Origin of the sequence: Stenotrophomonas sp. PD6 (genome assembly GCF_049199305.1) — a bacterium.
Taxonomy (GTDB): domain Bacteria; phylum Pseudomonadota; class Gammaproteobacteria; order Xanthomonadales; family Xanthomonadaceae; genus Stenotrophomonas.
This window is the reverse complement of the sequence record NZ_JBLZQD010000024.1, coordinates 17,606-31,630: the sequence shown is the minus strand read 5'-3', so window position 1 is coordinate 31,630 and position 14,025 is coordinate 17,606. Positions and strand designations below refer to the sequence as shown.

Sequence of the window (14,025 nt, the reverse complement as noted above, 5' to 3'; positions counted from 1 at the left end):
ACTGTCAAAGGCGGGTCGGGGCCGGTTTGCGGGGGCATGAGCCGCATGGATGCGGCGACTGAGCCCCCATGGATGGGTTCACGGCGTCCCCCGCAAACCGGCACCGTCCCGCCAAATCAGAGGAACCAAGGGCCACCCGCTGTTCGCTCAAATGCGTGACGCAGCCGGGCAGAGCCCGGCTCTACGAGTGGCTGGCAAGGCCCAAAAAAACCCGGCCGAAGCCGGGTTTTTCGTTGCCACGTGATCCCGGAGGATCAGGCAGCTGCGGCGGCCTTTACGGCGGCGGACAGGCTGTCGAGGGTGGCCTGCATCAGTTCGGCCGTGTCGGCCTCTACCGTGACGCGCACTACCGGCTCGGTGCCGGAGGGGCGCAGGAACGCGCGGCCCCTGCCCTTTACCGCCTGCTGCGCGGCGGCCAGCGCCGACTGCACGCCGTCGGACTGCACGATCGCCTTGGCCGATACGCCGGCCAGGCGAACGTTGACCGTCTTCTGCGGCACCCGGGTCAGTCCCACCAGCGACTCGCGCAGCGTCTTGCCTTCGCGGCGCAGGACTTCCAGCACCTGCAACGCACTGATGATCGCATCGCCCGTGGTGGCGCGGTCCAGGCACAGCAGGTGACCGGAGGCTTCGCCGCCCAGGACGCCGCCGCCTTCGACCAGTGCCTGGTGCACATAGCGGTCGCCGACATTGCTGCGCTGGAACGGCAGACCCAGGCGCTCCAGCGCCTGCTCCAGGCCGAAGTTCGTCATCAGCGTGCCGACCACCGGGCCACGCAGGCGACCGCTGCGCTGCCACGAGGGCGCGAGCACATAGAGCAGATCGTCGCCGTCGACCGGGTTGCCCTGGTCGTCGGCCATCAGCACGCGGTCGCCGTCGCCGTCGAACGCGATGCCCAGGTCCGCACCGACCTCACGCACCTTCGCGGCGAGATTGTCGATGTGCATCGAGCCGACGCCGTCGTTGATGTTCACCCCGTTCGGCTCCGCACCGATCGCCACCACCTCGGCGCCCAGCTCGCGGAACAGCAGCGGCGCGATGTGGTACGTGGCGCCATGCGCGCAGTCGAGCACGATCTTCAGCCCGCGCAGGTCGAACTTGCGCGGCACGCTGGCCTTGCAGAACTCGATGTAGCGGCCCACCGCATCGCGGCCGCGTGCGGCCTTGCCCAGGCGGTCCGAGTCGGCCGTCGTGAACTCGGTATCCAGCGCTGCTTCCAGCGCCAGCTCCGTGGCATCGTCGAGCTTCTCGCCATCGGCAGAGAAGAACTTGATGCCATTGTCATAGTGCGGATTGTGCGAGGCACTGATCACGATGCCCGCGTCCGCACCCAGCGTGCGCGTCAGGAACGCGACCGCCGGGGTCGGCATCGGGCCGAGCAGCTGCACGTCCGCGCCGGCGGCGACCAGCCCGGCCTCCAGCGCGGCCTCGAACATGTAGCCGGAAATGCGCGTGTCCTTGCCGATCACCACCACCGGGCGGTGGCCCGGACGATGGCCATTGCGCTCGGTCAGCACGCGGCCCAGCGCATTGCCCAGACGCAGCACGAAATCGGCGGAGATCACCCCCTGCCCGACCCGACCGCGGATGCCGTCGGTGCCGAAATACTTGCGCGCGCCCATCAGGCAGCGACGTCCGGTGCCGGCTGACGGCCCAGCAGGGCCAGCAGTTCGGACAGGCGGTCGCGCAGCTCGCGGCGGTCGCAGATCTGGTCGATGGCGCCGTGTTCGAGCAGGAACTCGGAGCGCTGGAAGCCTTCCGGCAGCTTCTCACGCACCGTCTGTTCGATCACGCGCGGGCCGGCGAAGCCGATCAGCGCCTGCGGCTCGGCGATGTTGATATCGCCCAGCATCGCGAACGAGGCCGACACGCCACCGGTGGTGGGATGGGTCAGCACCGAGATATACGGCAGGCCCGCGTCGCGCAGGCGACCCAGCGCGGCCGAGGTCTTGGCCATCTGCATCAGCGAGAACAGGCCTTCCTGCATGCGCGCACCGCCGCTGGCGGAGAAGCACACGTAGGGGGCACGCAGCTCCAGCGCCTTTTCGGCGGCCAGCGAGAAGCGCTCGCCCACCACCGACCCCATCGAGCCGCCCATGAAGGCGAAGTCGAAGGCCGACGCCACCAGCGGGCGGCCCTTGAGCTGGCCCTGCATGGCAATCAGCGCGTCGTACTCGCCGGTGTTCTTCTGCGAGGCCTTGATGCGCTCGCTGTACTTCTTCTGGTCCTTGAACTTCAGCAGGTCGGTCGGGCCCAGGCGGGCGCCGATCTCACTGGTGCTGTCCGCGTCGAACAGCGAGGCCAGGCGCGCGCGGGCGCGGATCGCCATGTGGTGGCCACACTTGGGGCAGACTTCGAGGTTCTCTTCCAGCTCAGGACCGTAAAGCGCGCTGCCGCAGCTGCTGCACTTTTCCCACAGGCCCTCGGGGACGCTGCGCTTCTTGCTGGGGACGTTGTCGGTGCGGATGCCCGACGGCATCAACTTGCTGAGCCAACTCATGCGGGATGACACTTCCGTTCAGGGCGGCCCGAAAGCCGCAAAGGCGGACAGTCTAGCTCACCCGTCCCGTGGCCGGGACCCCCTGCCCGCGGGCGGGAGCCGGCGTGAAAACCATGCTGGGCCGTACGTTGCGGCCATGGACGGGCATCGGCGGCGGCCCGGCACGACCGTTGGTCGTGCGCGGTGGCGTCAGACGCCTTGGTCCAGGGCCGCACGCAACGGCTGCAGGAAACTCCCGGCCACGCGCGCGGCATCGCCCGCATCGCCTGCCTCGCCCAGCGCCGCCACCAGCGCGCTGCCCACCACCACGCCGTCGGCCTCCACCGCCATCGCCGCGGCGCTGGCCGCATCCTTGATGCCGAAGCCAGCCACCACCGGCACCGACGAACGGCTGCGCAGATCACGCAGACGCGCACCCGCCGCGCCGCTGTCCAACCGCTCCGACGCGCCGGTGACGCCGGCAAAGCTCACGTAATAGAGGTAACCGCGGGCCATGCCGGCCAGCAGGTCCAGCCGCGCATCGGCCGTGGTCGGCGAGGCCAGCAGGATCAAGGCCAGGCCGGCGGCAGTGAAGATTTCCAGGGTCTCGGCCGCCTCTTCCGGCGGCAGGTCGACCAGCAGCACGCCGTCCACGCCCGCGGCGATCGCCGCCTCGGCGAAGCGGGCGGTGCCGTGGATCTCCACCGGATTGAGGTAGCCCATCAGCACCACCGGCGTGGTCGCATCGTCGCGACGGAACGCGCTCACCGTCTCCAGTACATAACGCAGGCCGGCACCGCGGGCCAGCGCGCGCTCGGAGCTGCGCTGGATGGTCGGGCCGTCGGCCATCGGGTCGGAGAACGGCACGCCCAGCTCGATCACGTCGGCGCCTGCCGCCGCCAGGGCGTGCATCACCGGCACGGTGGCCTCCAGCCCCGGATCACCGGCGGTGATGAAGGGAATGAGCGCCTTGCGGCCGCTGCTGCGCAGCTGGGCGAAACAGGCATCAATACGGTCAACAGGCATCTCAGGCACATCCTTCAATCAGTTCAACGGCGCCACTGGCGCCCCAGTACAACTTCGATATCGTCCCGTCGAAGATCTCCAGCCGGATCGCCAGATCCGAACCGGGGTCCTGCCAGGTCAGGTATTCGCCCGTTTCCGGGTCATAGGCATGCGGCGTGCGGGTGCTGCCGGGCGGCAGGCGCTTGAGCGCTTCCTCGCGCGACATGCCCACCCGCAGCCCGAACGGCCCGGGCTGGGTGATCGCCTCGGCCGAGCCGTCGATGGTGTCCAGGTCGAAGCGCTGCACATGGTCGTCCTCGACCATCATCGACACGCCCTCGGGAAGGCTGCCGCGCTCGTAATACTCGCAGGCGCCCTTGCCCAGCCCCTCACCCAGGCCAGCCGAATGCCACGCGCCGTCGGCGTCCGTTTCGGTGAAACGCTGGCCGATCACGATGTCACCCGCATGATCGAGCGCCACCGACACCACGGCAGGCGCGTCATCTGCGGCAACGGCGGGTGCCGGCTCCGGTGCATCCTCGATCGGGCGGTTTTCCACCCCATCGTCATTGCTGGCCGGCACGCGCGCCGGGGCAATCGGCGCAGGTGCGGCCGGCGCGGCCGCCAGGACCGGCGGGTCCGGCGGCGTGCAGGCGGTCAGGCCGACCACGATCAGCAGCGCACTTCCCTGGCGCAGCAGTGGATTCACAGGACCAGGCCCTCGCGCGCGGCGATGGTGTGCACGTCCTTGTCGCCGCGACCGGACAGGTTGCACAGCACCAGCTTGTCACTCGGCAGCTCGCGCGCCAGCTTGATCGCCTGCGCGACGGCATGACTGGATTCCAGCGCGGCCAGGATGCCTTCGCTGTGGGCCAGTTGGTGGAATGCGGCCAGTGCCTCGTCGTCGGTGATGCCCACGTACTCCGCGCGGCCGGCATCGGCCAGGAACGCGTGCTCGGGTCCGACACCCGGATAGTCCAGGCCCGCCGACACCGAATGGGTTTCGATGATCTGCCCATCGTCGTCGCAGATCACGTAGGTGCGGTTGCCGTGCAGCACGCCCGGGCGGCCCGCCGCGATGGACGCGGCATGGCGGCCGGTTTCGATGCCATCGCCGGCCGCTTCGGCGCCGACGATGCGCACCTCGCGATCATTGAGGAAGGCATGGAACAGGCCGATGGCGTTGCTGCCGCCGCCCACGCACGCGGTGATCGCATCGGGCAGGCGGCCGTAGTCGGTGAGCATCTGCGCGCGTGCCTCGCGGCCGACGATGGCGTTGAAGTCACGCACCATGCGCGGGTACGGATCGGGGCCGGCCACGGTGCCGATGATGTAGAAGGTGTCGCGCACATTGGTCACCCAGTCGCGCATCGCTTCATTGAGCGCGTCCTTGAGCGTGGCCGAGCCGGACGTCACCGGCACCACCGTCGCGCCGAGCAGCTTCATGCGGTAGACGTTGATCTTCTGGCGCTCGATGTCGGTGGCGCCCATGTACACCACGCATTCCAGGCCCAGCCGCGCGGCCACGGTGGCGCTGGCCACGCCGTGCTGGCCGGCGCCGGTCTCGGCGATGATGCGCTTCTTGCCCATCCGCGACGCCAGCAGCGCCTGGCCGATGGTGTTGTTGATCTTGTGCGCGCCGGTATGGTTCAGGTCCTCGCGCTTGAGCAGGATCTGCGCGCCACCCACCTGCTTGCTGAGCCGCTCGGCGTGGTAGATCGGGCTGGGCCGCCCCACGTAGTGGGTCAGGTCCTTGTCGTAGGCCGCAATGAAGGCCGGGTCGCGACGTGCCTCGTCATAGGCGGCGGCCAGCTCCTGCAGCGGCCCGATCAGCGTTTCGGCGACGAAACTGCCGCCGTAGCGGCCGAAATGGCCCTGCGCGTCGGGATAGGCGTGGAAATCTGCGATGGGGGATGCGGGGGATGCGGACATGACGCGACAGCCGGTTGAGACAGGCTGACAATTTAGCGCACATATCCCGGCCGGAATATCGATATTATCTGCGACGAACCGTCAGGAAAACTCACATGAGCGAGATCCCCCTGCCGCCCCTGAACGCCCTGCGCAGCTTCGAGGCCGCCGCCCGCCTGGGTGGCGTGGGTCGGGCCGCCGAGGCCCTGCACGTCACCCACGGCGCGATCAGCCGCCAGCTGCGGCTGCTGGAGGAGCACCTGGGCGTGGCGCTGTTCGAGCGCGATGGCCGCGGCCTGCGCCTGACCCGGGCCGGCGTGGAGCTGCAGGCCGCCTGCGAGGGTGCCTTCGATCAGATCCGCGCAGCCGTGGCCGGGCTGCAACGGCGGCAGCGGCCGGAGGCGCTGGTGCTGGGCTGCAGCGGCAGCATCCTGGCGCGCTGGATGATTCCCCGCCTGCCGGCCCTGCAGGCCGAACTGCCGCAGGTGCCGCTGCACTGGTCGGCGCAGGACGGCGCCTTCACCGAGCAGCAGCAGGCGCTGGATGCCGTGCTGCTGCTGGCGCAGCCACCCTGGCCGCGCGGCTGGCAGGTGCGCGAACTGGCGCCCGAACGGGTCGGCGTGGTGGTCAGCCCGCAGCATCCGGCCGCCGCACGCCTGCGCGGGCACCCGCCGGCGGCCCTGCTGGCCGAGCCGCTGCTGCACACCACCTCGCGCCCGCAGGCCTGGCCGGCGTGGGCGGCGTCGCACGCGTTGGACCCAACCGCGCTGCAGCTGGGCACCGGGTTCGAGCACCTGTATTACCTGCTGGAGGCGGCGGTGGCCGGCCTCGGTGTGGCGATCGCGCCGGAGCCGCTGGTGGCCGATGAGCTGGCGGCGGGACGACTGCTGGCGCCGTGGGGCTTCGGCGCCACGGGCGGGTTCTGGGTGTTGGCCACGCCGGAAGGCACAGCGGATGCGCGGGTGGATGCCCTGGCGGAATGGCTGCGCGGGCAATTGGACCGGTGATGCGCAGCCACGCATGGCGTGGCTCTACCGGAGAGGCGCCCATGGTTCACAGATCCCGATCCCAATGGGCCCGTAAGAGTTCGTAGCCCCGAAGAGAACGGCAGGAGCCGTTCTCAACGGCGCGCCGCGCCGGCCCGAAGGGTGCCCGCCAGGACGGCGGGCATAACGTTGGCCGGACACCGCGCGCAGCGCGGCACAAGCGTCCGAAGCCGATGCCATGCAGCGCCGATAATCCGACCGGCGTTTAGACCAAAACGAAGTCAACCCTCAGACGTTCATGACCCCGCAACGAAGCGCATCCGGCCAACGGCCGGCGCTACCCGGCGGTCGGCTGCGCCAGGCGCGCCTGCACATCGTCGCGCAGGCGGGCCAGCTCGACTTCGGCCTGCTGGCGCTGCTGCATGCCTTCGCGGTGGATGGTGCGTACTTCCTCCACCGTGGCGATCAACTGCTCGTGGGTGTGACGCAGCGTGGCGACGTCGATGACCGCACGCTGGTTGGCCTTCGCCGTTTCCACCGAGGTCTGCCGCATCAGGTCGGCGTTGCGCCGCATCAGGTCATTGGTAGCATCGTCGATCGCGTTGGACAGCTCCACCGCATTCTTCTGCTCGCTCAACGACAACTGGATCGCGAACTGGCGCTTCCACGACGGGATCGTGATGTCGCGCACCGTGTTGAACTTCTCGATCAGCTGGATCGCATTGGCCTGGATCAGGCGGATCATCGGCAGCGACTGATCGGCCGCATGCTGCATCACCACCAGATCGCCCACGCGCTTGTCGAGCAGGCGCAGCGCATTGTCCAGTTCGCCCTGGCGGATGCGCACCTGCGGGTCCTCACTGCCGACATTGCCCTGCTGCTCGCTGCGCAGCTCGGCCAGCCGCTGCTTGCCGGCCGCGATGTGCAGGCCCAGCGCGTGGCGCTCTTCGCGCACGATGTCATGCATGCGGTCGAACTCGCCCACCCGCTGCCCCATCAGCGTCTGCTGCGCCCCCACATCGCCCAGCAGCTGCTCGATCTGGCGGTTGGTGTCGCTGAATTTCTGTACCAGCTCGCCCTTCGACGCACGCAGCTTGTCGATCAGCCCGCCGATCACCGGCACCTTCGATCGTTCGGTCAGGCCATCGAGCTTGAGCGAACGCGCGATGCGCACCACTTCGCCGAGCTTGTCGCCGCTGCTGTCCAGATCGCGGTTGCGCACCTGGTCGAGCAGCTGGCTGGAGAATGCCGCCGTCTTCGCGGCCGCCTCACGCCCGAACACCTGCAGGTTGCCCGGGCGGATGTCCTCCAGCCCGCGCCCGATCTCGGCGATCTTCGGCAGGTCCTCGCGGACCAGGCCCAAGGCCTTCAGCGTGGCGTCGTCCACCGCCTGCGCCGGTACGGGCAGCGCTGCGCTGTCCTGCGTTTCCTGGGTCATGGATGCGTCTCCTTGAAAGTGGCGTACGGGCGGTGCACGAAAGTCATTCCAGTCTAGCCTGCGCCGAGGCGACCTCGGCGGCGATCTGTGCCTGCAGCTGCGTGGCCTGCACATCGCGTTGGCGCTGGCCGTCGGCCTGGCGTGCCAGCACGGCCTGCTGCCAGGCCGGCAACAGGATGTCGGCGATGCGGCGGAAGCGGGCCAGCAACGCCTCGTCCTGCGCCTGCAGCAACTGCCATTGCGCGGCCTCGGTCTGCTGCAGCAGGGCCAGCCGGCGCAGGTGGTCGACACGCTGGGCGAGCACCGCCTGCAGGCCCTCGGACAGACCCGGCATCTGCGCTGCAGCGGCCGCCGCCCACGCGTCCAGCGCCAGCGCGCCCTGATGGGCGTGCGCCACTGCAACTGCGCGCAGCGCACCCTGCCCCTGCACCGCGCGGGCGCAGTCTTCGGCCTGCACCAGCAGCAGGCCCAACCGCGGTCGCCACGCGTCGCCGTCCTGCTGGTGTTCCACATCGCGGCCGAGCAGCCGCCCCCACCAGCCGGTCTGCCGGCGCAACTGGCCGGGATCGGCCGACTGCAGCGTGCGCGCGATCTGCGCCAGCAGCGCGATCAAGCCCTGCCCGGCTGCGGCATCCGCAGCCGGACGTGCCGCGTCGCGCGCGGCCATCGCCTGCAGCAGCACGTCGCCGTAGCGCGCCAACCCGCCCGCGTCGGCGGCAACGGTGGCCGGCGGTGCCGGCAATCCAGGCAGCGCGCCGTCACTCATGCAGGCGCATCACCGCTACCGCGCTCCCAGCGCGGCGGCAGATTCGATTCGCCATAGAAGTGGCGCATCAGCGCCTCGTCCAGCGCCCGCTCCTCCGGCGTGGAGGCGCGCTTGGGGCGCGCACCGGCACGCGGGGCCGGCCCGTTCTCCATCTGCTGGCGCACCCAGGCGGCCAACAGCGCCAAGGTCTCCCCCGTACGCAGCTGCTGCGCATGCGAATCGCCGAGCAGCTGCAACAGCGGTGCCAGACCGGCCTGCAGTCCGCTGGCCAGCGGTTCGGCCAGTGTCGGTGCCGCAACCGGTGCGACCGGCGCAGCGGCAACCGCCACCGGTTCCGCGCGTGCAGCCGACAGCCGCTCCAGTGCCGCCAGCAGGGCCGGCCATGGCGCAGGGTCCGCTGCCGTCGCCGGTGCCGGCGGCAGCTGCAATGCGCTGGCGATATCGGCCAGCTGCGCGACCACGCGCCCGCCGACATCCGCATCGCCGGCGCCCATCGCCTTGTTGCGCAGGAAATCACGCTTGATCTGCTGCCAGCGCGCGTCGGCTTCAGCGTCCAGCGTGCCGCGCAGTTCGGCGAGCTTGAGCAGGTTCTCTTCGGCGCCGGTGGTCAGCAGCTGGGCCTCGCCCACGTAGTGGTCGGAGATGAGCTGCTGGAGCTCGGCGTCGTTCATCACCGGGGAGATCTTCTCCGCCAGTTTGTTCATGTTGCGGTAGCTGCCCTGCAGCCGGAACGGCGGCTCGGTGCGGTAGCGGTCGTCCTGCGCGGCACTGGCGATGTACTGCTGGTTGACCCGGTAGACCACGTCGCGCACGCGCAGCATGCGCTGCAGGGTGCCGACGATCTCGTTGACCTCCGCGCCGCTGTAGGCATGGCTGAGCGCGTTGGTGGAGACCTCCTTGCCCATCGCCCGTTCGACCAGCAGGTACAGGTCGGCCATTTCGCGCGTGGCCAGCGGCGCCAGCACCGGGTTGGAGGTCAGGCTGTTCTCGATGTAGCTCAGGGTGAACGCATCTTCCATGCCGCCGAGCACATCGCCGAGGTTGTAGATGTCGGCCCGGTTGGCGAGCATGTCCGGAATCTTGAACACCTCGCCGGACTCGGTGTACGGGTTGCCCGCCATGACCACGCAGAACTTCTTGCCGCGCATGTCATAGGTGCGGGTGCGGCCGTGCCATACGCCTTCGATGCGGCGGGTGCCGTCGCACAGCGAGATGAACTTCTGCAGGAACTCGGGATGGGTGTGCTGGATGTCGTCGACATACAGCATGGTGTTGTTGCCCATCTCCAGCGCCAGGTTGAGCTTCTCCAGCTCCTGCCGCGAAGTGGCGTCCGGCGCCTGTGCCGGGTCGATCGAGCGCACTTCATGCCCCAGCGCCGGGCCGTTGATCTTCATGAAGACCAGGCCGAGCCGGTGCGCCACGTATTCCATCAACGTGGTTTTGCCGTAGCCCGGTGGCGAGATCATCATCAGCAGGCCCATCAGGTCGCTGCGCTTGTTCTCGCCGACCGTGCCCATCTGCTTGGCCAGGTTGTCGCCGATCACGCCCAGGTAGACGTCGTTGATGAGCTTGTTGCGCACGAACGAGGACAGCGGCCGCGCCTTGAATTCGGACAGGCGCAGGGCGTCGCGTTCGCGCGCGACGATGCGCTGGCGCACGCCCTGGTAAGCATGGAATGCCGGCACGAACACGCTGGCGTGCTGCTGCAGGCGGGCCATGAAATCGTCCAGCGACAATGACAGACGGCCCTGCACGACGCGCGCATGTTCACCCAGCAGACCGTCGACCGTGACCTGCAGGACGGCGTCCGACGCCCGCGTGCGCAGCGCACGCTGCACCAGCAGCAGTGCGGCCGCTTCGTCGGCGTAGCCGGCGTGGTCGGTGAACGCCGGCAGCGTGCACAGCGCGCGCAGCCACTGCCCCGCCAGTGCCCAGCGCGGCGCCAGGCCGTCCTGTTCGCGGGCCAGGGCGCGCTCGAATACCTCGCGTTGCCCCGCCGCCTGCAGTTGCTTCGACAACGCATCCAGCAGTGCCAGCGCATAGCGGCTGGTGCTGAAGACCGGCTCGCCAGCCGCGAATTCCGCACACAGGTAGGCCGCTGCGGCGTGGTGGTCCGCCGCCGTGAACGGCAGCTGCCGCGCCTCGGTGAACGCGGCCAGGGCCGCGCCGACTTCGTCGCGCAGGGCCTGCTGGCCCTCGCGCGAGCCGAACAACTGGGCGATCGCGTCGGCACCGGCCTGGCGCGCCGGCCATTGCACGACGGCCTCATCGCGCTGCTGCTGGGACCAGAACAGCATCGCCAGCGCGCGTGCCCGCGGTGCATGCAGCAGCGTTCCCGCGGCCTGCTGCAGCGGCAGCAGGGCGCGCAGGATCGCGCTGGCGTCGTGGTCGTGGATGCCGCGCTCATAGCCTTCGCGGTAACGCGGCGCGGCGAAGTCACGGACGATCTTGTCCAATGCCTCGGGCTCGGCGGCGCTGTGCTGCAGGGCTGGTAGATCCAGTCCGTCGCGCCGCTCCATTGCCGCCTGCAGCACGCTGCCCGCCAGGTACTCGCCGCGATACAGCGCGGCGGATTCCGAATCCAGCCCGACCTGCCAGTAGGGCTTGAGCTCGGCCAGCTCGGGGTCGTGCAGCGGCTCCAGGAAATCGGTGCCGGTCAGGTGGATGGCCAGCGTGTCGCCACGCGGCAGCAGGGTCAGGTCCAGCGGCTGGGTGTTGACGCTGAAGCGATGCCGCGGCCCGAGCCGCACCACATTGCCACCGGCCTCGAACAGGTCGCTGCGGTCGCGCAGCGCGCGCACGGCCTGGTCGCGCACGCCCTTCAGGCGCGACTCGATGTCGTCGGCCTTCACGCTGTCGCGCAGCTCGCGCAGGCGCTCGGCCAGTTCACGCAGCTTGAGCACCAGCGGGTCGCCGGCGAAGAACGCATTGAGTTCGTCGGCGCTGGCGAAGCGCTCGGTGCGCTTGGCCAGGCCGTCCAGGATGCGGCTGGCCGCGTCGAGCACAGAGCGCGCCTTGCGCTGGCGCTCGTCGAGCAGGGCCTGCTTGTGGGTCTCGAAGGCTTCGATCAACTCCTCGCGCTTGGCCAGGATGTCGCCAAGGAACTGCTCGTGTTCGCCGAACTGGCTCTCCAGTTCTTCCAGCTGCACCAGCAACCGCGACATCTGCTCGTCGGCGCGCTCGGGGTCGGTGGCCATCGCCAGCGCACTGGTGATGGCCTGCGAGAACAGCGCGAACTGTGCGGCGAACTGGGCCACCGCCTCGGCCGAGCCCAGGCTGCGGCGCCCCTGCTCGGCACGCGCGCGCGACTGGTTCAGACGGGCGTACACGGCCGAGATCGCCTCCACCACGCGGGTGCGCTCGGTGGCGTCATCGACCTTCAGCCCGGCCATCAGCCCGGACAGCATGTCCAGGTCGGCGGACATCGCGCGCATGCCGGCAAGCTGTTCGTCCAGCACCCGCGCGCTCTGCGCCTGCTGGGCGGCCTCGTCCAGCGCCTGCAGCCGCACACCGAACGGCGCCAGCGCCGTGTCGCCGGCAAGGAACGTCCCCGTGGCGGCACCCACGCTGTCCTGCGCCTTCTGCAGGGCGGCGGTCATCGCATCGATCGCGTCGGTGTCGATGTAGCGGTAGTCGCGGATGGTGAGCAGCTGGCCGCGCTGGGTCGAGATCGCGTTGAGCGCCTCGACGAAGGCCTGCACTTCGTTCCAGTTCTCCGGCTGCAGGCGCGCCAGCAGCGCCTTCTGTGCGGCCTGCGCCTGGCTCATCGCCTGCGCCGACTGCTGCCGGATCGACTGCACCTTCTCGTACTCGTCCAGCACCGATTCGCCGGTGCTGCTGATCTCGCGCAGCAGCCCGGCGGCGCCTTCGCTCTGCGCGTCGTCCAGCCAGTGGTGCGCGTCGAACATGCGCCGGGTGTCCTGCACCAGCCGCTGGTAACGCTGCACCGAGACGTCGTCGCCTTCAATGGCGCGCGCCAGGTCGAACAGGTTGGAGATGCCGCGCACCAGTTCGGCGTTGCCGATGCGGCCCATGAAGGTGTTGCCCGGCGGCCGGCTGGCCGCGAATTCGTCGGTGCTGAACGGGGTCTGCCAGACCTGCATCGGGTGGATGCGGGTCGGCTCGGTGCCTTCGGCATGGAACAGCACCATGCGCCCGTCGTGCATGAAGGCGTAGCCGTGGCCGAACACCGGGTTCTGCAGCACGCGCTGGATGGTGTTGTACACGAACAGCGCCGAGCGCCCACCTTCGCGCTCGTAGAAGATGTAGAGCACGTCCTCGCCGTTGGGCGATCGGATGGCACGCTTGAACTGCATGCCCTGCATGGACGCGTCGAACGCCTTGTGCTCGCCGCTCTGCAGGTAATAGCCGCCCGGGAAGATGATGCCGTGGTCTTCGGGCAGCTGCACGCAGGCCTGCACGATCGCATCGTTGCGCAGGATGGTGCCGGTGAGCGTGTTGTAGATCAGGCCACGCCAGACCGTTTCGCGGTACGGCAGCACCTTGAGCAGGATCAGCGAACCGACCCGCGCGAAATCGAACTGCGCGTCGTCCAGCGACTGGGTGCTGTCGTCCACGGGCTCGGCGTAGATGCCCTGCCCGCTTTCGGTGTTGTTCTCGACCTTGATGGTGAGGTCGCCACCGGTGGTCTCGACGAACAGGGTGTCGAGGATGTTCAGGTGCGCGTGACGGCCGTTGACCGCCATGTCGCGGGTGGCGCGGGTCCACTCGAAATCGAACGGGGGCGGCAGCGCGATGTCGCGTTCGCCGCGCGCATCCAGGTAGGTCAGTGCGCCGTCGGACGCAACGGCCCAACGAAACACGCGCACGTCGCTGCTGCGCTCGCCGATCTGGAACGCCGCCAGCAGCTTGTCGCCGATGACGATCAGCTGCAGCAGGCGCGCATGCTTGTAATAGGCGTACAGCTCGCTGAAGTCGTGCACGAAGCCGGGCTGGGCCAGGAAGCTGCCCTTGGCCTCCACCGGCACCACGTCGTAGCCCTCGCCGGTCTGCACCAGCCGGTACAGGCCGAACACGTCCTCGACCCGGGTCTGGGTCTTGAGGCCCAGGAACACGTTGTAGCCGAACAGCAGCAGGTCGGGCCCGACCTGCACGACGTCGCGGCCCACGCAGTTGTTCTCGCTGCGGATACGAAAACGCCCGATGACCTCCAGGCGGCTGTCGCCGAATTCGGCCAGGCGCTGCCGGTTCAGGGTATCGGCGAGACCGCGCAGGCGGCTGCCCTGCTCGCCCAGGCGGCGGCGCAGGACTTCGTAGGCACCGCCCTGGGCGACGGCCTGGTCAACGCTGGCGGTGGCTTCCGGCGCAGACGGCTCGGGACGGTTGGCGGTATCGGACATCGGCTTCCTTCCGGCTCACGGACAACCGGCCGGGCAAGCCGGCCGGTGATGGCGCGCCGGCGGCACTGGGGCCGCCGCCG

At 69.4% G+C, this 14,025-nt stretch carries 9 protein-coding genes; 1 reads left to right on the top strand and 8 read right to left on the bottom strand.

Going from position 1 to position 14,025, the window contains the following annotated elements; translation table 11 throughout:
• Positions 1 to 254: 254 nt before the first annotated feature.
• From glmM to trpB, 5 genes are all read right to left on the bottom strand, one after another.
• Positions 255 to 1,622, bottom strand: a complete 1,368-nt coding sequence (gene glmM, locus ACOZHM_RS19970; protein WP_421571073.1) for a phosphoglucosamine mutase — start codon at positions 1,620 to 1,622, stop codon at positions 255 to 257.
• Complete coding sequence (accD, locus tag ACOZHM_RS19965) at positions 1,622 to 2,500, bottom strand: acetyl-CoA carboxylase, carboxyltransferase subunit beta (protein WP_421571072.1); 879 nt, start codon at positions 2,498 to 2,500, stop codon at positions 1,622 to 1,624. The genes glmM and accD overlap by 1 nt, the downstream gene beginning before the upstream one ends.
• Positions 2,501 to 2,689: 189 nt before the next feature.
• Positions 2,690 to 3,505 (bottom strand): tryptophan synthase subunit alpha, encoded by an 816-nt coding sequence (trpA, locus tag ACOZHM_RS19960; RefSeq protein WP_421571071.1) that lies wholly within the window; start codon positions 3,503 to 3,505, stop codon positions 2,690 to 2,692.
• Between the two features lies 1 nt (position 3,506).
• On the bottom strand, positions 3,507 to 4,193 hold the full coding sequence (locus ACOZHM_RS19955) for a hypothetical protein (protein WP_421571070.1): 687 nt from the start codon (positions 4,191 to 4,193) through the stop codon (positions 3,507 to 3,509).
• Positions 4,190 to 5,416, bottom strand: a complete 1,227-nt coding sequence (trpB, locus tag ACOZHM_RS19950) for a tryptophan synthase subunit beta (protein ID WP_421571069.1) — start codon at positions 5,414 to 5,416, stop codon at positions 4,190 to 4,192. The genes ACOZHM_RS19955 and trpB overlap by 4 nt, the downstream gene beginning before the upstream one ends.
• 95 nt (positions 5,417 to 5,511) lie before the next feature.
• Between trpB and ACOZHM_RS19945 the strand changes: the two genes are divergently transcribed.
• Complete coding sequence (locus ACOZHM_RS19945; protein ID WP_421571067.1) at positions 5,512 to 6,402, top strand: LysR family transcriptional regulator; 891 nt, start codon at positions 5,512 to 5,514, stop codon at positions 6,400 to 6,402.
• Positions 6,403 to 6,718: 316 nt separating this feature from the next.
• Here ACOZHM_RS19945 and ACOZHM_RS19940 read toward each other — a convergent pair whose 3' ends face one another.
• Genes ACOZHM_RS19940 through ACOZHM_RS19930 form a run of 3 tightly spaced genes read right to left on the bottom strand, consistent with a single transcriptional unit; the run spans position 6,719 to position 13,945 of the window.
• The gene (locus ACOZHM_RS19940) at positions 6,719 to 7,819 is read right to left on the bottom strand and encodes a toxic anion resistance protein (RefSeq protein WP_421571066.1); all 1,101 of its coding nucleotides are present in this window, start codon (positions 7,817 to 7,819) and stop codon (positions 6,719 to 6,721) included.
• A gap of 43 nt (positions 7,820 to 7,862) precedes the next feature.
• Positions 7,863 to 8,585 carry a hypothetical protein gene (locus ACOZHM_RS19935; RefSeq protein ID WP_421571065.1) on the bottom strand — a complete coding sequence of 241 codons (723 nt, stop codon included), beginning with the start codon at positions 8,583 to 8,585 and terminating at the stop codon, positions 7,863 to 7,865.
• On the bottom strand, positions 8,582 to 13,945 hold the full coding sequence (locus ACOZHM_RS19930) for a DNA repair ATPase (RefSeq protein ID WP_421571064.1): 5,364 nt from the start codon (positions 13,943 to 13,945) through the stop codon (positions 8,582 to 8,584). Before ACOZHM_RS19930 ends, ACOZHM_RS19935 begins: the two co-directional genes overlap by 4 nt.
• Positions 13,946 to 14,025 lie beyond the last annotated feature (80 nt).

Excerpts from the sequence above, each read along its gene's own strand:
- glmM (WP_421571073.1), bottom strand. The coding sequence starts at position 1,622 with ATGGGCGCGCGCAAGTATTTCGGCACCGACGGCATCCGCGGTCGGGTC.
- accD (WP_421571072.1), bottom strand. The coding sequence starts at position 2,500 with ATGAGTTGGCTCAGCAAGTTGATGCCGTCGGGCATCCGCACCGACAAC.
- trpA (WP_421571071.1), bottom strand. The coding sequence starts at position 3,505 with ATGCCTGTTGACCGTATTGATGCCTGTTTCGCCCAGCTGCGCAGCAGC.
- trpB (WP_421571069.1), bottom strand. The coding sequence starts at position 5,416 with ATGTCCGCATCCCCCGCATCCCCCATCGCAGATTTCCACGCCTATCCC.
- ACOZHM_RS19945 (WP_421571067.1), top strand. The coding sequence starts at position 5,512 with ATGAGCGAGATCCCCCTGCCGCCCCTGAACGCCCTGCGCAGCTTCGAG.
- ACOZHM_RS19940 (WP_421571066.1), bottom strand. The coding sequence starts at position 7,819 with ATGACCCAGGAAACGCAGGACAGCGCAGCGCTGCCCGTACCGGCGCAG.
- ACOZHM_RS19935 (WP_421571065.1), bottom strand. The coding sequence starts at position 8,585 with ATGAGTGACGGCGCGCTGCCTGGATTGCCGGCACCGCCGGCCACCGTT.
- ACOZHM_RS19930 (WP_421571064.1), bottom strand. The coding sequence starts at position 13,945 with ATGTCCGATACCGCCAACCGTCCCGAGCCGTCTGCGCCGGAAGCCACC.